The sequence below is a fragment of the Streptomyces solincola genome (genome assembly GCF_002982015.1).
Classification (GTDB): domain Bacteria; phylum Actinomycetota; class Actinomycetes; order Streptomycetales; family Streptomycetaceae; genus Streptomyces; species Streptomyces solincola.
Genome location: NZ_PVLV01000033.1, coordinates 1 through 13,897, shown reverse-complemented (window position 1 = coordinate 13,897; position 13,897 = coordinate 1). Strand labels below are relative to the sequence as shown.

Genomic DNA, 13,897 nt, shown 5'->3' with positions numbered 1-13,897 from the left:
GCGGATCTCCGACGCGCTGCCGGCCGCGGCCCGCGCCGCCGCCCAGGCCACCGCGGAGGACGCCGCGTGAGCACGCATAAGCAGGGCGGCGAGGTCACCGTCGTCCACCTGATGCGCCACGGCGAGGTGCACAACCCCGACGGCGTGCTCTACGGCCGCCGGGACGGCTACCACCTCTCCGAGCTGGGGCGGGAGATGGCCGACCGGGTCGCCGAGCACCTGGCCGGCCGGGACGTCACCCATGTGGTGTCCTCGCCGCTGGAGCGGGCGCAGGAGACCGCCGCGCCGGTCGCCAAGGCGCACGGTCTGGACGTCGCCACCGACGAGCGGCTGATCGAGGCGGCCAACGTCTTCGAGGGCAAGACCTTCGGGGTGGGCGACGGGGCGCTGCGCCGCCCGGAGAACTGGCGCCACCTCACCAACCCCTTCCGCCCGTCCTGGGGCGAGCCGTACATCGAGCAGGTGGTGCGGATGATGGGCGCGCTGGACGCGGCCCGGGACGCCGCGCGCGGGCACGAGGCGGTGTGCGTCAGCCACCAGCTGCCGATCTGGATCGTGCGCTCCTTCGCCGAGCGCCGCCGGCTCTGGCACGACCCGCGCCGCCGGCAGTGCACGCTGGCCTCGCTGACCTCCTTCACCTACCAGGGCGACCGGATCGTCTCGGTCGGCTACAGCGAGCCGGCCCTGGACCTGGTGCCGCCGCACCTGCGCGCGGGCGCGAGGCCGGCCAGGTCGAAGGGCGCGTCGAAGGCGTTCGGCGCCTGAGGGCGTTCCCGCACGGCGGTCCCGTACCCGCTCCGCGCGAGCGGGTACGGGACCGCCGTGCGTTGTGTGATCAGCGCATGACCGAGCGAAGTGGGGCGTCCTCCCCCGGAACCTCCCGTCCACGCCGCCCCTCTCACTGAATGCCGGTTTTGACCCGGTGAGGCATGGAGCAAGCAACGCGGATGGGGACGAAATGCGCGGCATCACACGAAGGGGACTGCTCGGAGCGGGAGTCGGGGCGGCCGCCGCGATCGGGCTCGCCGGCTGCGAGTCGGCCGGCGGGACCGGCGGCTCCGGTGCGGCGGGACAGCCCGGCAAGGGCGGCGGAGGCGGCGCGAGCCCCTCGCCGAGCGCCAAGGCCCGCCTGATCGGCGACGGGTCCACGGCCGACACCGGCAAGCAGCCCCACCAGCCCGCCCGGCCCGAGCCGCTGGAGCCGGGTCAGACCCCGCCGCAGTTCGTGGTGTTCTCCTGGGACGGCGCCGGCGAGGTCGGAAACGGCCTCTTCCCGCGTTTCCTGGAACTCGCCAAGGAGCACGACGCGGCGATGACCTTCTTCCTCTCCGGCCTCTACCTGCTGCCCGAGTCCAAGCAGACCCTCTACCGCCCGCCGAAGAACCGCGTCGGCGCGTCCGACATCGGCTACCTAACCGACGACCACATCAAGCAGACGCTGAAATACGTGCGCCAGGCCTGGCTCGACGGGCACGAGATAGGCACCCACTTCAACGGGCACTTCTGCGCCGGCTCCGGATCGGTCGGGAACTGGAGCTCCGCCGACTGGCAGAGCGAGATCGACCAGGCCGTGAAGTTCGTCACCGAATGGAAGACGATCAGCGGCTGGAGCGACCTCGACCCGCTGCCGTTCGACTACCGCAAGGAGCTCGTCGGCGGCCGCACCCCCTGTCTGCTCGGCCAGGACAACCTGCTGCCCACGGCGAAGAAGCTCGGCTGGCGTTACGACGCCAGCTCGCCCGGCGGCCACCAGATGTGGCCCGCCAAGAAGCTGGGCGTGTGGGACCTGCCCCTCCAGCAGATCCCCTTCCCCGGGCGGGGCTTCGAGGTGCTGTCGATGGACTACAACATGCTCGCCAACCAGTCCGGCAACTCCACCAAGGGCATGACCTCCCGCTACCCGGAGTGGAAGAAGCAGTCCACCGAGGCGTACATCGCGGGATTCCAGCGCGCCTACGAGTCCAACCGCGCCCCGTTCTTCGTCGGCAACCACTTTGAGCAGTGGAACGGCGGCATCTACATGGATGCGGTCGAATCCGCGCTCAAGCACATCGCCGGAAAGAAGGACGTGCGGCTGGTCTCCTTCCGGCAGTTCTGCGACTGGCTCGACGTGCAGGACCCGAAGGTGCTGGAGAAGATGCGGACCCTTCAGCCGGGACAGTCCCCGACCGGCGGCTGGAACACCTTCCTGAAGTCCGCCTGAGCGCGGTCGTGCGGATGTCCGGCGGACCCGTTCCCGAAACGCTTAGGCGGTATTCACATCGGGTCCTTACGGGCACACAGGGGGGCGCGGAAGATCCCCGGCGCACCCATGCGAAACTTTTCACATGAGTCCTCGGACGACCTTCGGCCCCTCCCGCGCCGCCCGCCCCGCGCTGCTGCTCGCGGGCACGGTCGCGGCCGCGCTCACGCTCACCGCGTGCGGCGGCGACAGCGACCTCAAGAGCGGCGGCGGCACCAACTTCGTCACGGGCAAGAGCGGGGTCGCCACCGTCCCCGCGGCCGACCGCAAGGCCGCCGGAACCATCGCCGGCAAGACCCTGGAGGGCGAGCGGCTCGACGTCGCCGACCTCGAGGGCAAGGTCGTCGTCCTCAACGTCTGGGGCTCCTGGTGCGGCCCCTGCCGCGCCGAGGCCCCGCACTTCGCCAAGGTCTCCAAGGAGCTGAAGGCCCAGGGCGTGGAGTTCGTCGGACTCAACGTCCGCGACCCCAACGAGAACCAGGCGGTCCAGTTCGAGGAGAGCTTCGGGATCGACTACCCGAGCCTGCACGACCCGGCCGGCAAGCTCCTCGTCAACGGCTTCCCCAAGGGCACCCTCAACCCGCAGACCATTCCGACCACCATCGCGCTCGACCGCCGGGGGCGGATCGCCGCCCGGTCGATGGCCGCCCTCGGCGAGGACAAACTGCGCGAGATGATCGCCCCGCTGGTCGAGGAGAAGGCCGCGGCCAAGGCCGCGGGGCAGTAGCCGATGAACGAGACGGTACAGAGCGGGGCGCTGCTGCTCGCCCTGCCGCTCGCCCTGCTCGCCGGACTGGTGTCGTTCTTCTCACCCTGCGTCCTGCCGCTGGTCCCCGGCTACCTGTCGTACGTGACCGGGGTCACCGGTTCCGACCTGGCGGACGCCAAGCGCGGCCGGATGGCCCTCGGCGCCGCCCTGTTCGTGCTCGGCTTCACCGCCGTCTTCGTCTCCGGCGGCGCCCTCTTCGGCTTCTTCGGCACCACGCTCCAGGGCTACCGGGAGATCCTCACCACCGTCCTCGGGGTGCTGATGATCCTGCTCGGCGTCTTCTTCGCCGGGCTGATGCCCTGGCTCACCCAGCGCGAGTTCCGCTTCCACCGCAGGCCCGCGACCGGCCTGGTCGGGGCGCCGGTGCTGGGCGCGCTGTTCGGCATCGGCTGGACGCCGTGCATCGGTCCGACCCTCGCCACCGTCCTCGGCCTCTCCGCCGACCAGGCCAGCGCCGGCCGCGGGGCGCTGCTCACTTTCGCGTACTGCCTGGGTCTGGGCGTACCGTTCGTCCTCGCGGCCGTCGCCTTCCGCAAGGCGCTCGGCGCCTTCGGCTGGGTCAAGCGGCACTACGCCTGGGTGCTGCGGATCGGCGGAGCCATGATGATCGCGACCGGACTGCTGCTGCTCACAGGTGCGTGGGACAGCCTGGTGCAGCAGATGCAGGTGTGGTCCAACGGTTTCCAGGTGGGGATCTAGTCCGATGAGCAAGACCGATACGACGAGCGCCGCGAACCGCGCCGCCGACGCCGAGGCCGCCGCCGAGGCGGAGGCCGGCGCCCAGTTGTCCACCGCACCCCAGGAGGAGACCTCCAGCGGCGGGCCGTCCCTCGGGCCGGTCGGCTGGGTGCGCTGGTTCTGGCGTCAGCTCACGTCCATGCGGGTCGCGCTGATCCTGCTCTTCCTGCTCTCGCTCGGAGCGATCCCCGGCTCGCTCATCCCGCAGAACGGCGTGGACGAGCTGAAGGTGCAGGACTTCAAGGCCGCCAACCCCGGTCTGACGCCGGTCTACGAGAAGCTCCAGCTCTTCGACGTCTACAGCTCGGTGTGGTTCTCCGCGATCTACATCCTGCTGTTCGTCTCGCTCATCGGCTGCATCGTGCCCCGCACCTGGCAGTTCGTGGGCCAGTTGCGCGGCCGCCCGCCGGGCGCCCCCAAGCGGCTGACCAGGCTGCCGGCGTACACCTCCTGGCGCACCGAGGCGAGTCCCGAGCAGGTCGACGAGGCCGCGCTGAGGCTGCTGAAGGGCCGCCGCTACCGGGCGCACGCCGTCAAGGGGTCGGTCGCCGGCGAGAAGGGCTATCTGCGCGAGGCCGGGAACCTCCTCTTCCACATCGCCCTGATCGTGATGCTGGTGGCCTTCGCCACCGGCCAGCTCTTCAAGTCCGAGGGCGGCAAGCTGGTCGTGGAGGGCGACGGCTTCTCCAACACCCTGCCGCTGTACGACGACTTCCGCTCCGGCTCGCTCTTCGACACCGACGAGCTGGCGCCGTTCAGCTTCACCCTGGACCAGTTCACCGGCACCTACGAGCCCAGCGGCCCGCAGCGCGGCACGCCCCGCACCTTCGAGGCGGACGTCAGCTACTCGGTGCCCGGCGGCCCGGACAAGAAGGGCAAGATCAAGGTCAACGAGCCGCTGGTGGTCGAGGGCACCAAGGTGTACCTGATCTCCCACGGCTACGCGCCGGTGGTCACCGTCCGCGACGCCCGCGGCAAGGCCGTCTTCAAGGGCGCGGTGCCGCTGCTGCCGGTGGACAACAACATCACCTCCACCGGTGTGATCAAGGTGATGGACGGCTACCGCAACGCCAAGGGCGAGAAGGAGCAGCTCGGCCTGCCGGCCTTCTTCGTGCCGACGTACGCCGGCAAGGGCAACGGCCAGATGTTCAGCCAGTTCCCCGCGCTGGCCTTCCCCGCCCTCAACCTCGGCGCGTACCACGGCGACCTGCGGGTGGACGGCGGGCTGCCGCAGAACGTCTACCAGCTCGACCGCAGCAAGCTGGATCCCTTCAAGGACAAGAACGGCGACGTCTTCAAGCAGACCCTGCTGCCCGGCGAGACCATGAAGCTGCCCGGCGGCGCCGGCTCGGTCACCTTCGAGAAGGAGATCAAGGAGTGGGCCAGCTTCCAGATCTCCCAGCAGCCCGGCAACGGCCTGGCGCTGGCCGGCGCGATCGCCGCCATCGCGGGCCTGGCCGGCTCGCTGTTCATCCAGCGCCGCCGCGTCTGGGTGCGGGCCACCACCGGTGAGGACGGGGTGACCGTGGTCGAGATGGCGGGCCTGGGCCGCAGCGAGTCCGCGCAGCTCCCCGAGGAGCTGGCCGGACTCGCCGCCCGCCTGCACGCCGAGGCCCCGACCGCCCCCGAGCCCGAGCCCGCATCCGCCGAAGACGCCGCATCCGCCGCAGACCCCGCCGACCCCGCCGATGAAGGGGCTGAGAAGTGAATCTCGCCGCCGCGACCAACGCGAGCCTCGCGGAGATGAGCAACGTGCTCATCTACTCCTCGATGGCCGTCTACACCCTCGCCTTCCTGGCGCACATCGCCGAGTGGGTCTTCGGCAGCCGCAGCAAGGTCGGCCGCACCGCCGCCGCGCTCACCCCCTCCCGTACCGCCGCGGCCCCCCAGGTGGCCGCGCAGGCGGGCGGCACCGCCGTGCTGGACCGGCCCAAGGTCGTCACCCGCTCCGCCGCCGGGTCCCGGGACGTGCCGGACGGGCCCGGCGCGGCCGCCGGCGACGTCCAGGGCGACCTGTACGGCCGGATCGCGGTCTCGCTGACCACCCTCGCCTTCCTGGTGGAGGCGGCCGGCGTGGTCACCCGGGCCGTCGCGGTGCAGCGCGCCCCCTGGGGCAACATGTACGAGTTCTCCACCACCTTCTCCACGGTGGCGGTCGGCGCGTACCTCGGCTTCCTGCTGGCGAAGAAGGACATCCGCTGGATGGGCCTGCCGCTGGTCACCACCGTCCTGCTGGACCTGGGCATCGCCACCACCTGGCTCTACACCGACAGCGACCAGCTCGTGCCGGCGCTGCACTCGTACTGGCTGTGGATCCACGTCTCCACCGCGATCTTCTGCGGCGCGGTGTTCTACCTGGGCGCGGTCGCCACCCTGCTGTACCTGTTCCGCGACTCCTACGAGAGCAAGCTCGCCGGCGGCGGCTCGCCGGGCGGCTTCGCCCGCTCGGTGCTGGAGCGGCTGCCGGCCGCCGCGAGCCTGGACAAGTTCGCCTACCGGATCAACGCGGCGATCTTCCCGCTGTGGACGTTCACCATCGTCGCCGGCGCGATCTGGGCCGGCGACGCCTGGGGCCGCTACTGGGGCTGGGACGCCAAGGAGGTCTGGTCCTTCATCACCTGGGTCGCCTACGCCGCCTACCTGCACGCCCGGGCGACCGCCGGCTGGAAGGGCCGCAAGGCCGCGTACATCGCGCTCATCGCCTTCGGCTGCTTCCTGTTCAACTACTACGGCGTCAACATCTTCGTGACCAGCAAGCACTCCTACGCGGGAGTCTGACCGCTCAGGCGCGGTAGCGCGCGGCCGGGCGGCGCGGGACGCTGGAGGCATGGCCCCCGCCCTGCCGCCCGGCGCCACCGAGACCCACGGCGACCTGCACACCCTGCGGTTCGCGGTGCCGCTGCCGCACCCGGCCGAGCGGGTCTGGCTGGCCCTCACCACGCCCGGCGGCCTGGGCGACTGGCTGGCCGAGCCGCACGGGCTCCAGCCCCGCCTCGGCGGCGAGGTGGCGCTGCGCTGGCTGACCGCCCCGGACCGGGAGGCCGCCGCCGGGCGCACCGAGAGCGGCACGGTGACCGCCTGGGACATGGAGCGGGTCGCCGAGTACACGGTGGGCGCGCACGGCCGGATGCGGTTCGGGCTGGAGCCGGGCGACCGGCCGGAGACGACCGTGCTGCGCTTCACCAACGAGTTCCGGGGCAGCGACGAGCAGCGGCTGGACCGGCTGGCCTGCTGGCACGACCACTTCCTCCAGTTGGCCGGGCACCTGGAGGGCCGCCGCACCGACTGGAGCCGCTGGGACCCGGCCCGCCGACAGGATCTGCGCGACGACTACGAGGCGCGCGACTTCGACGCGACCTGAGGGCCTGCGACGCGATCCGGGGGCCTGGGACGCGATCCGGGGGCGCGGAGGCGATCCGGGGCGCCGCGGGCCGCTCGCGTCAGGGCTTGGCGGGGCCGCCGTCGCCCGGCTCGTCCGCCGGACGGCGGTCGTCGTCCTCGTCCTCGTCCTTGTCGCCGTCGGGCCCCGGCGCCCCGGCGTCCCGCTGGTCCGGGCCGTCCGCGCGGTCCTTGCGCAGCGACTTCAGGAACTCCGGGTTGTCGTCCGGGGCCACCCAGCCGCCGCCCCGGCCCGCGCGCCCGCCGCCCGCGATGCGGGGCGCGTCGCCGCGCCTGCGCCCGGCCACCAGCCAGACCACCGCGCCGACGATCCAGAACAGCAGGATGATGAAGACCCAGGCGACCTTCGGCAGGTGCTTGACCTCTTCCTCCGGCGTGTTCAGGCAGTCGATGAAGGCGTAGATCGTGAGCGCCAGCGGCAGGATGAACATGAGCGCCCTGAGCATGTGGGACAGCCCCCTGGAAGCAGCGGCGGGCCGTGTCGCGACAGCCCCGGTGACGGTGCCAGCGTAGCCGGTGGCGGATACTGGACCGCATGGCTTACGACGATCTTCGCTCGCTCCTCCGGGCGCTGGAGCGCGACGGCGACCTCAAGCGCATCAAGGCCGAAGTCGATCCGTACCTGGAGGTCGGGGAGATCGTCGACCGGGTGCAGAAGTCCGGCGGCCCGGCGCTCCTCTTCGAGAACGTGCGCGGCTCGTCGATGCCGCTGGCGATGAACGTCTTCGGCACCGACCGCCGCACGCTGAAGGCGCTGGGCCTGAAGTCGTACGACGAGATCGGCGAGAAGATCGGCGGGCTGCTGCGGCCCGAACTCCCGCACGGCTTCACCGGGGTGCGCGAGGCGTTCGGCAAGCTCGGTGCGATGACCCACGTGCCGCCGAAGAAGGTCAAGGACGCGCCCGTGCAGGAGGTGGTCCTCACCGGCGACGACGTGGACCTGGACGCGCTGCCCGCGCTGTTCACCTGGCCCGGGGACGGCGGCTCCTTCTTCAACCTGGGGCTCACCCACACCCGGCACCCCGAGAACGGCATCCGCAACCTGGGGCTGTACCGGCTTCAGCGGCACGACCGGAACACCATCGGCATGCACTGGCAGATCCACAAGGACAGCCGCAACCACTACCAGGTGGCCGCCCGGCGCGGCGAGAGGCTGCCGGTCGCCATCGCCTTCGGGGCGCCGCCGGCCGTCACCTACGCCTCCACCGCGCCGCTGCCGGAGGACATCGACGAATACCTGTTCGCCGGGTTCCTCCAGGGCAAGCGGATCGAGATGGTCGACTGCAAGACCGTGCCGCTCCAGGTGCCCGCGCAGGCCGAGGTGGTGCTGGAGGGCTGGCTGGAGCCCGGCGAGACGCTGCCCGAGGGGCCGTTCGGCGACCACACCGGCTTCTACACCCCGCAGGAGCCGTTCCCGGCGCTGACCATCGACTGCGTGACGATGCGCCGCCGCCCGCTGCTCCAGTCCATCGTGGTGGGCCGCCCGCCCACCGAGGACGGGCCGCTGGGCCGCGCCACCGAGCGCTTCTTCCTCCCCCTCCTGAAGATCATCGTCCCCGACATCGTGGACTACCACCTCCCCGAGTCGGGCGGCTTCCACAACTGCGCGATCGTCTCGATCGAGAAGAAGTACCCCAAGCACGCGCAGAAGGTGATGAGCGCCATCTGGGGCGCGCACATGATGTCGCTGACCAAGCTGATCGTGGTCGTCGACGCCGACTGCGACGTGCGCAACCTGCACGAGGTGTCCTGGCGGGCGCTCGGCAACACCGACTACGCCCGCGACCTGACCGTGGTCGAGGGCCCGGTGGACCACCTGGACCACGCCTCCTACCAGCAGTTCTGGGGCGGCAAGGCGGGCATCGACGCCACCGCCAAGTGGCCCGAGGAGGGCTACACCCGCGACGGCGGCTGGCCCGAGATGGTCCTCTCCGACCCGGAGACGGTCGCGACCGTCGACCGCCGCTGGAAGGAGTACGGACTGTGAGCCCCGCCGCGGGCGGCCCCGCCCTCTTCCTCGGCGACGCCACCGACTACGTCGCCTTCGTCCGCCCGGAACTCGACCCCGCCGACCCCGCCGTCGTGCGGGCCGCCGCCGAGGCGGGCGTCGACCCGGCCGAGTTCGCCGGGCCCGGCGACACCTGGGCGGTGCTGTACGAGACCGGCGCCGGCGAGGGCGACGGCTTCGACCTGCCCGGCATCCGGGACGCCGAGCCGGCCGGCTTCGCCGAGCAGTTGCGCGCCGAACTGGCTGCCGCGACGGGGGAGTTCACCGTGGACGGCGGCGCCGTGCTGACGCTGGACGCCGAGCCGGCCGGCCCCGGGGCGTACGCCTTCACCGCCCGCGTCACCCCGCCCGGCGACGAGGCCGCCCCGGTCACCGTGCGGACCGGCCCGCTGCCCGTCGCCGACCTGCTGTCCGACCTCGACGCCTTCCTGGAGAGCCTCGCGTGATGACCACCGCCGATGGAGTCGTCGGCTCCGGCCCGGCGCCCCGCCCGGCCGGGAAGGTGAAGTCCTTCCTGCGCCTGGTGATGATCGAGCACTCGGTCTTCGCGCTGCCCTTCGCCTACATCGCCGCGCTGACGGCCATGTTCGAGGCCGACCGCTCGGTGCACTGGCTGGAGCTGCTCCTGGTCACCGTGGCGATGGTGGGCCTGCGCACCTTCGCGATGGCCTGCAACCGGATCATCGACCGCGAGATCGACGCCCGGAACCCGCGCACGGCCGGCCGCGAACTGGTCACCGGCGCGGTCTCGGTCCGCTCCGCCTGGACCGGCGCCCTGCTCGCCCTCGTCGTCTTCCTGGGCGCCGCCGCCCTCCTCAACCCCCTGTGCCTGGCGCTCGCCCCCATCGCCGTCGTGCCGATGGTGGTCTACCCCTACGGCAAGCGGTTCACGAACTTCCCGCACGCCATCCTGGGCCTGGCCCAGGCTATGGGCCCGGTCGGCGCCTGGATCGCCGTCACCGGCGCCTGGTCCTGGGACGCGGTGGTCCTGGGCCTCGCGGTCGGCGTCTGGATCGGCGGCTTCGACCTGATCTTCGCCTGCCAGGACGTCCAGGCCGACCGCGCCCACGGCGTGAAGTCGGTCCCCGCCCGCTTCGGCATCCCCGCCGCCCTGCACGGCGCCCGCGCCGCGCACCTCGCCACCACCGCCCTGCTCGTCTGGTACGCCGTGCTCACCGGCGCCGGCCTGTTCTTCTGGCTCGGCCTCCTCGTCGTCGCCGCCGCCTTCGTCTACGAGCACACCATCGTCCGCCCGCACGACCTCTCCCGCCTCAACCGCGCCTTCTTCACCGTCAACGGCTTCATCGGCATCGCCCTCTTCGCCTGCGCCCTCCTGGACCTGGTGACCCGGGGCCTGCGGGGATAGCCCGCGAGGACGCCCCCGGCGGGGTCAGGCGTAGGGCGGCAGGGCCGGCTTGCGGGGTGTGCGGCGGCGGAAGACGAAGGCGGCGAGGACGCCGGCGACCAGGCCGAAGAGGTGGCCCTGCCAGCTCACGCCGGACTGGTTCGGGGATATGCCCAGCCAGATGGAGCCGCCCCAGACCGCGCCGATGACGAGGCCGACCACGATGTCGGGGGCGCTGCGGTCGACGAAGCCGCGGGCCAGCAGGTAGCCGAAGAGGCCGAAGACCAGACCGGAGGCGCCGGCGGTGACGCTGTAGGCGGGGGAGACCAGCCACACGCCCAGGCCGTCGGCGACGATGATCAGCGCGGCCACGCCCAGGAAGCGGCGGATGCCGCCCAGCGCGGCGAGGAAGCCCATCACGGCCAGCGGCACGGTGTTGGCCATCAGGTGGTCGAAGCCGTAGTGCAGAAAGGCCGAGGGCACGATGTCGCGCAGCTCGGCGGGGTCCCGGGGGCTGACGCCGTAGGCGTCCAGGGCGTGCCCGGTGGCGGTGTCCACCACCTCCAGCGCCCACAGCAGCGCCACCCAGCCCGCCATCAGCCAGGCGGCGGCCTTCGCCCGGGAGACGCCCCTCCACCCGGTGACCTCGCCGGTCGTCACCGTCCGTGGCGTCCGTGTCATCGCAAGCCCCCTCTCGGCATCGCGGTGCACTCGGTGCACTGACCGGGGAACGTCCGGGCGGCCCGCCCGGTTCCGGCCCACCGGCCGGGGCGCGCACCACGCGGCGGCGGCCGGGGCGGGCCGGATAGGCTCGGAGCCATGACCAGCGACGCCGTGACTACCGGCAAGCGCGTGCCCTGGGTCGTCGGCGTGTCCGGGGCCTCCGGCACCCCCTACGCGGCCGCCGTGCTGCGGGCGCTGCTCGCGGCCGGCGAGAGCGTGGACCTGGTGGTGTCCCGGGCGTCCCGGCTGACCCTGCTGGACGAGACCGGCATCGCCTTCCGGGACGCCCACTGGCAGGGCGACCTGCGGGAATGGCTGGCGCGGGGCGCGGACGGCAAGCCGGACGCGTTCGCTGTGGAGGGCGCGGACGGGAGCGCGGTGCGCTACTGGCCGGCCGGGGACCTGGCGGCCGGGCCGTCCTCGGGGTCGTACCCGGTCAAGGGGATGCTGATCGTGCCGGCCTCCACCGCCTGCGTGGCGGGTGTGGCGCTGGGGCTGTCCAAGGACCTGCTCCAGCGGGCGGCGAGCGTCACCCTCAAGGAGCGCCGCCCGCTGGTGGTGGCCGTGCGCGAGACCCCGCTGAGCGGCCAGACGCTCAGGCAGCTCGTGGCGCTGGACGAGGCCGGCGCGGTGGTGCTGCCCGCGTCCCCGGGGTTCTACGCGGGCGCCACCCACATCCAGGAGCTGGTGGACTTCGTCGCCGGGCGGGTGCTGGACGCGGCCGGCGTACCGCACACGCTCTACCGCCGCTGGAAGGGGCAGCTCGGCGGCGGCGCCGCCCCCGAGACGACCCCGGGCGTGCCCGACCGGGCCGGGGACGCGCCCGCCTAGGGTCTGTTGTGAAAGTGCTAGTCACACGTGAGCGCACGACCGGACCAGGCCGCAGTAATTGAGTGTGCGGCGTTGACAGGGCGGATGGGCTGCAAGGGCGGTCGGTTCCCGTGATCTTCCTCCCACCGAAAGCGGTGCAGAGGTGTTGCCTCTGCGTGTGACGATGATCTTCGTCAGCGGCTGACCACCGGGGACACATGCATCGAGCAACACTTAGGGGAGCTTTCCTTGTCCGTATTCTCCACACGCCACAGGCTCGTAACGGGGGGCATATCGGCCCTGCTGGGCGGCGCGCTGCTCGTCTCCGCCGCCTGGACACCTGCGTTCGCCGCCGGTGCCGACGGCCCGACCAGCCCGTCGGGCACCGCCGCGGCCGTCGAGAGAGCGACCGGCACAGGGGACATTGCACCCAGCACGGCCGGGGCCGACAGTCCCGCGCAAGCGACCACGACGACCCCCTCCGGGTCGGTGACCGTCAAGACTCCGCGTTTGGCTTCCGGTTCGGTTACCTCCACCGCGGGCGACGGCAGCAGCGTCTCCCTGGACCTGCCCGGAACCACCGGTTCCCCCGGAGTCAAGCTCGGGGCTGGAACCGTCGTCTACTCCGACGCCGCGGGGTCGACCGACGTGGCAGTGCAGCCCACCAACGACGGCGGCGCCCGTACCCTCGTCACGCTCAAGGACCGCAACGCGCCCCGGGAGCACCGGTTCGCGTTCGACCTGCCTGACGACGCCACACTCTCTCCCGACGGCGACGGCGGGTATGAGATCCTCCGGCCGCTGGGGGGCGGCGGGTTCATCACGGCGGGAACGATCGACGCGCCGTGGGCCAAGGATGCCGACGGCGCGCCCGTGCCCACGCGGTACCGCCTTGAGGGCACGACGCTTGTCCAGGAGATCGACACTGACGCGGACACCACCTTTCCTGTCGTCGCCGACCCGAAGTACACCTGGGGCATCGTCACGGGCACGGCGTACATGAACCGGGCGGAGACAAGGAAGATCGCCACGTACGGTGCCATGGGCGGGCTGGCCGCCGGCACGCTGCCGCCGCCGTTGAACGTCCTCTACTCGATCAACGCCACGCTGGTCACCGCGAAGGCTTCCAGCGCGAACTCGGCCAAGCAGTGCCTGAAGATCAAGTTCGCCGCGGGACTGTTCGTCCCGGGCGCCTACAAGGGCGGGTACTGCAAGTAGCCACCGACGACGTGACGATTCGGCAGGAGCAGGAAGAACAACGATGAACGTCTGGATGTGGTCGGGCGCGGCGGCGTTCTGCGCCGCCGTGCTGGGTACGGAGATCTACTTGAGTCGGCAGGGCGTCCGCGGCATGGCGGCGCGGCTCGGGCCGTACGTGGACCGGGTCGCACTCGTTACGGGCCTGACCGTCCTGCTGCTGGTCCAGTTCCTGACAAGGCGGTCCGGTACGGACGGCATTCTGGTCTGGGTCTGCGGCCTTTGGTGGGCACTGGCCACCGCCCATCTCGTCCACCTAATCCGCGTGGCCCGGGGCCGGGTCAGCCCGACAGGGCGGTAGCACCACCGTCCCGGCTCGGCCGAGGGAAATACCCCCGGCCGAGCCGGAGCCCGTCCGGGCTGTCCGGGGGTTGCACCCTCGGGGCCAACGAGCCGCCGATGGCTCAGTCGAATGGCGGGATGAGGTCATGAGCGATACAGGTCAGGGATAGGTGACTGTCCCCGACAGCTTGCGACGTGCGGTTTGGCGGTTCGCGCGGGCACGGGAGTCGTTGACCATCTTGGTGCCCGCCTCCCGGATGCGGCGCAGCCAGTCGGCGGTTAGGGTCTGTTGCGAAAGTGGATCTTGTTCGGTGATGATCACGT

The 13,897-nt window shown here is 71.8% G+C and carries 15 protein-coding genes; 13 read left to right on the top strand and 2 right to left on the bottom strand.

What is annotated here, in order from left to right:
- Positions 1 to 111: 111 nt before the first annotated feature.
- The 7 genes from C6N75_RS02245 to C6N75_RS02215 all read left to right on the top strand — a co-directional run bounded on the left by C6N75_RS02245 (position 112) and on the right by C6N75_RS02215 (position 7,110).
- The gene (locus tag C6N75_RS02245; protein WP_105867136.1) at positions 112 to 765 is read left to right on the top strand and encodes a histidine phosphatase family protein; all 654 of its coding nucleotides are present in this window, start codon (positions 112 to 114) and stop codon (positions 763 to 765) included.
- Between the two features lie 193 nt (positions 766 to 958).
- Positions 959 to 2,203 carry a polysaccharide deacetylase family protein gene (locus tag C6N75_RS02240; RefSeq protein WP_105867134.1) on the top strand — a complete coding sequence of 415 codons (1,245 nt, stop codon included), beginning with the start codon at positions 959 to 961 and terminating at the stop codon, positions 2,201 to 2,203.
- Between the two features lie 124 nt (positions 2,204 to 2,327).
- Positions 2,328 to 2,969 carry a TlpA family protein disulfide reductase gene (locus tag C6N75_RS02235; RefSeq protein ID WP_105867133.1) on the top strand — a complete coding sequence of 214 codons (642 nt, stop codon included), beginning with the start codon at positions 2,328 to 2,330 and terminating at the stop codon, positions 2,967 to 2,969.
- A gap of 3 nt (positions 2,970 to 2,972) precedes the next feature.
- A complete protein-coding gene (locus C6N75_RS02230) occupies positions 2,973 to 3,710 on the top strand; it encodes a cytochrome c biogenesis CcdA family protein (protein WP_105867132.1) in 738 nt (245 codons plus the stop codon).
- 4 nt (positions 3,711 to 3,714) lie between these two features.
- Positions 3,715 to 5,457 carry a cytochrome c biogenesis protein ResB gene (gene resB / locus C6N75_RS02225; protein WP_105867131.1) on the top strand — a complete coding sequence of 581 codons (1,743 nt, stop codon included), beginning with the start codon at positions 3,715 to 3,717 and terminating at the stop codon, positions 5,455 to 5,457.
- A complete protein-coding gene (gene ccsB, locus C6N75_RS02220) occupies positions 5,454 to 6,527 on the top strand; it encodes a c-type cytochrome biogenesis protein CcsB (RefSeq protein WP_105867130.1) in 1,074 nt (357 codons plus the stop codon). Before resB ends, ccsB begins: the two co-directional genes overlap by 4 nt.
- Positions 6,528 to 6,576: 49 nt before the next feature.
- Positions 6,577 to 7,110, top strand: a complete 534-nt coding sequence (locus C6N75_RS02215; RefSeq protein ID WP_105867129.1) for an SRPBCC domain-containing protein — start codon at positions 6,577 to 6,579, stop codon at positions 7,108 to 7,110.
- 79 nt (positions 7,111 to 7,189) lie between these two features.
- Here C6N75_RS02215 and C6N75_RS02210 read toward each other — a convergent pair whose 3' ends face one another.
- Positions 7,190 to 7,594 (bottom strand): PLD nuclease N-terminal domain-containing protein, encoded by a 405-nt coding sequence (locus C6N75_RS02210; RefSeq protein ID WP_105867128.1) that lies wholly within the window; start codon positions 7,592 to 7,594, stop codon positions 7,190 to 7,192.
- Between the two features lie 89 nt (positions 7,595 to 7,683).
- Here C6N75_RS02210 and C6N75_RS02205 point away from each other — a divergent pair, with 89 nt between their 5' ends.
- Genes C6N75_RS02205 through mqnP form a run of 3 tightly spaced genes read left to right on the top strand, consistent with a single transcriptional unit; the run spans position 7,684 to position 10,522 of the window.
- The gene (locus tag C6N75_RS02205; protein ID WP_105867127.1) at positions 7,684 to 9,135 is read left to right on the top strand and encodes a menaquinone biosynthesis decarboxylase; all 1,452 of its coding nucleotides are present in this window, start codon (positions 7,684 to 7,686) and stop codon (positions 9,133 to 9,135) included.
- Entirely contained in the window at positions 9,132 to 9,602 is a 471-nt protein-coding gene (locus tag C6N75_RS02200) for a hypothetical protein (RefSeq protein ID WP_105867126.1), read from the top strand. Before C6N75_RS02205 ends, C6N75_RS02200 begins: the two co-directional genes overlap by 4 nt.
- Complete coding sequence (gene mqnP / locus C6N75_RS02195) at positions 9,602 to 10,522, top strand: menaquinone biosynthesis prenyltransferase MqnP (RefSeq protein ID WP_105867125.1); 921 nt, start codon at positions 9,602 to 9,604, stop codon at positions 10,520 to 10,522. The genes C6N75_RS02200 and mqnP overlap by 1 nt, the downstream gene beginning before the upstream one ends.
- 24 nt (positions 10,523 to 10,546) lie before the next feature.
- Here mqnP and C6N75_RS02190 read toward each other — a convergent pair whose 3' ends face one another.
- Complete coding sequence (locus C6N75_RS02190; protein ID WP_105867124.1) at positions 10,547 to 11,182, bottom strand: rhomboid family intramembrane serine protease; 636 nt, start codon at positions 11,180 to 11,182, stop codon at positions 10,547 to 10,549.
- Positions 11,183 to 11,320: 138 nt separating this feature from the next.
- On the opposite strand from C6N75_RS02190, the gene C6N75_RS02185 reads away from it, so the two are divergent.
- From C6N75_RS02185 to C6N75_RS02175, 3 genes are all read left to right on the top strand, one after another.
- Entirely contained in the window at positions 11,321 to 12,055 is a 735-nt protein-coding gene (locus tag C6N75_RS02185) for a UbiX family flavin prenyltransferase (protein ID WP_258177173.1), read from the top strand.
- Positions 12,056 to 12,283: 228 nt separating this feature from the next.
- A complete protein-coding gene (locus C6N75_RS02180; protein WP_146132460.1) occupies positions 12,284 to 13,252 on the top strand; it encodes a hypothetical protein in 969 nt (322 codons plus the stop codon).
- 43 nt (positions 13,253 to 13,295) lie between these two features.
- On the top strand, positions 13,296 to 13,592 hold the full coding sequence (locus C6N75_RS02175) for a hypothetical protein (RefSeq protein ID WP_105867122.1): 297 nt from the start codon (positions 13,296 to 13,298) through the stop codon (positions 13,590 to 13,592).
- The last annotated feature ends 305 nt before the right edge of the window (positions 13,593 to 13,897 follow it).

Coding starts and splice junctions, on each gene's coding strand:
- C6N75_RS02245 (WP_105867136.1), top strand. CDS start 112: ATGCGCCACGGCGAGGTGCACAACCCCGACGGCGTGCTCTACGGCCGC.
- C6N75_RS02240 (WP_105867134.1), top strand. CDS start 959: ATGCGCGGCATCACACGAAGGGGACTGCTCGGAGCGGGAGTCGGGGCG.
- C6N75_RS02235 (WP_105867133.1), top strand. CDS start 2,328: ATGAGTCCTCGGACGACCTTCGGCCCCTCCCGCGCCGCCCGCCCCGCG.
- C6N75_RS02230 (WP_105867132.1), top strand. CDS start 2,973: ATGAACGAGACGGTACAGAGCGGGGCGCTGCTGCTCGCCCTGCCGCTC.
- resB (WP_105867131.1), top strand. CDS start 3,715: ATGAGCAAGACCGATACGACGAGCGCCGCGAACCGCGCCGCCGACGCC.
- C6N75_RS02215 (WP_105867129.1), top strand. CDS start 6,577: ATGGCCCCCGCCCTGCCGCCCGGCGCCACCGAGACCCACGGCGACCTG.
- C6N75_RS02210 (WP_105867128.1), bottom strand. CDS start 7,594: ATGCTCAGGGCGCTCATGTTCATCCTGCCGCTGGCGCTCACGATCTAC.
- C6N75_RS02205 (WP_105867127.1), top strand. CDS start 7,684: ATGGCTTACGACGATCTTCGCTCGCTCCTCCGGGCGCTGGAGCGCGAC.
- mqnP (WP_105867125.1), top strand. CDS start 9,602: ATGACCACCGCCGATGGAGTCGTCGGCTCCGGCCCGGCGCCCCGCCCG.
- C6N75_RS02190 (WP_105867124.1), bottom strand. CDS start 11,182: ATGACACGGACGCCACGGACGGTGACGACCGGCGAGGTCACCGGGTGG.
- C6N75_RS02185 (WP_258177173.1), top strand. CDS start 11,321: ATGACCAGCGACGCCGTGACTACCGGCAAGCGCGTGCCCTGGGTCGTC.
- C6N75_RS02175 (WP_105867122.1), top strand. CDS start 13,296: ATGAACGTCTGGATGTGGTCGGGCGCGGCGGCGTTCTGCGCCGCCGTG.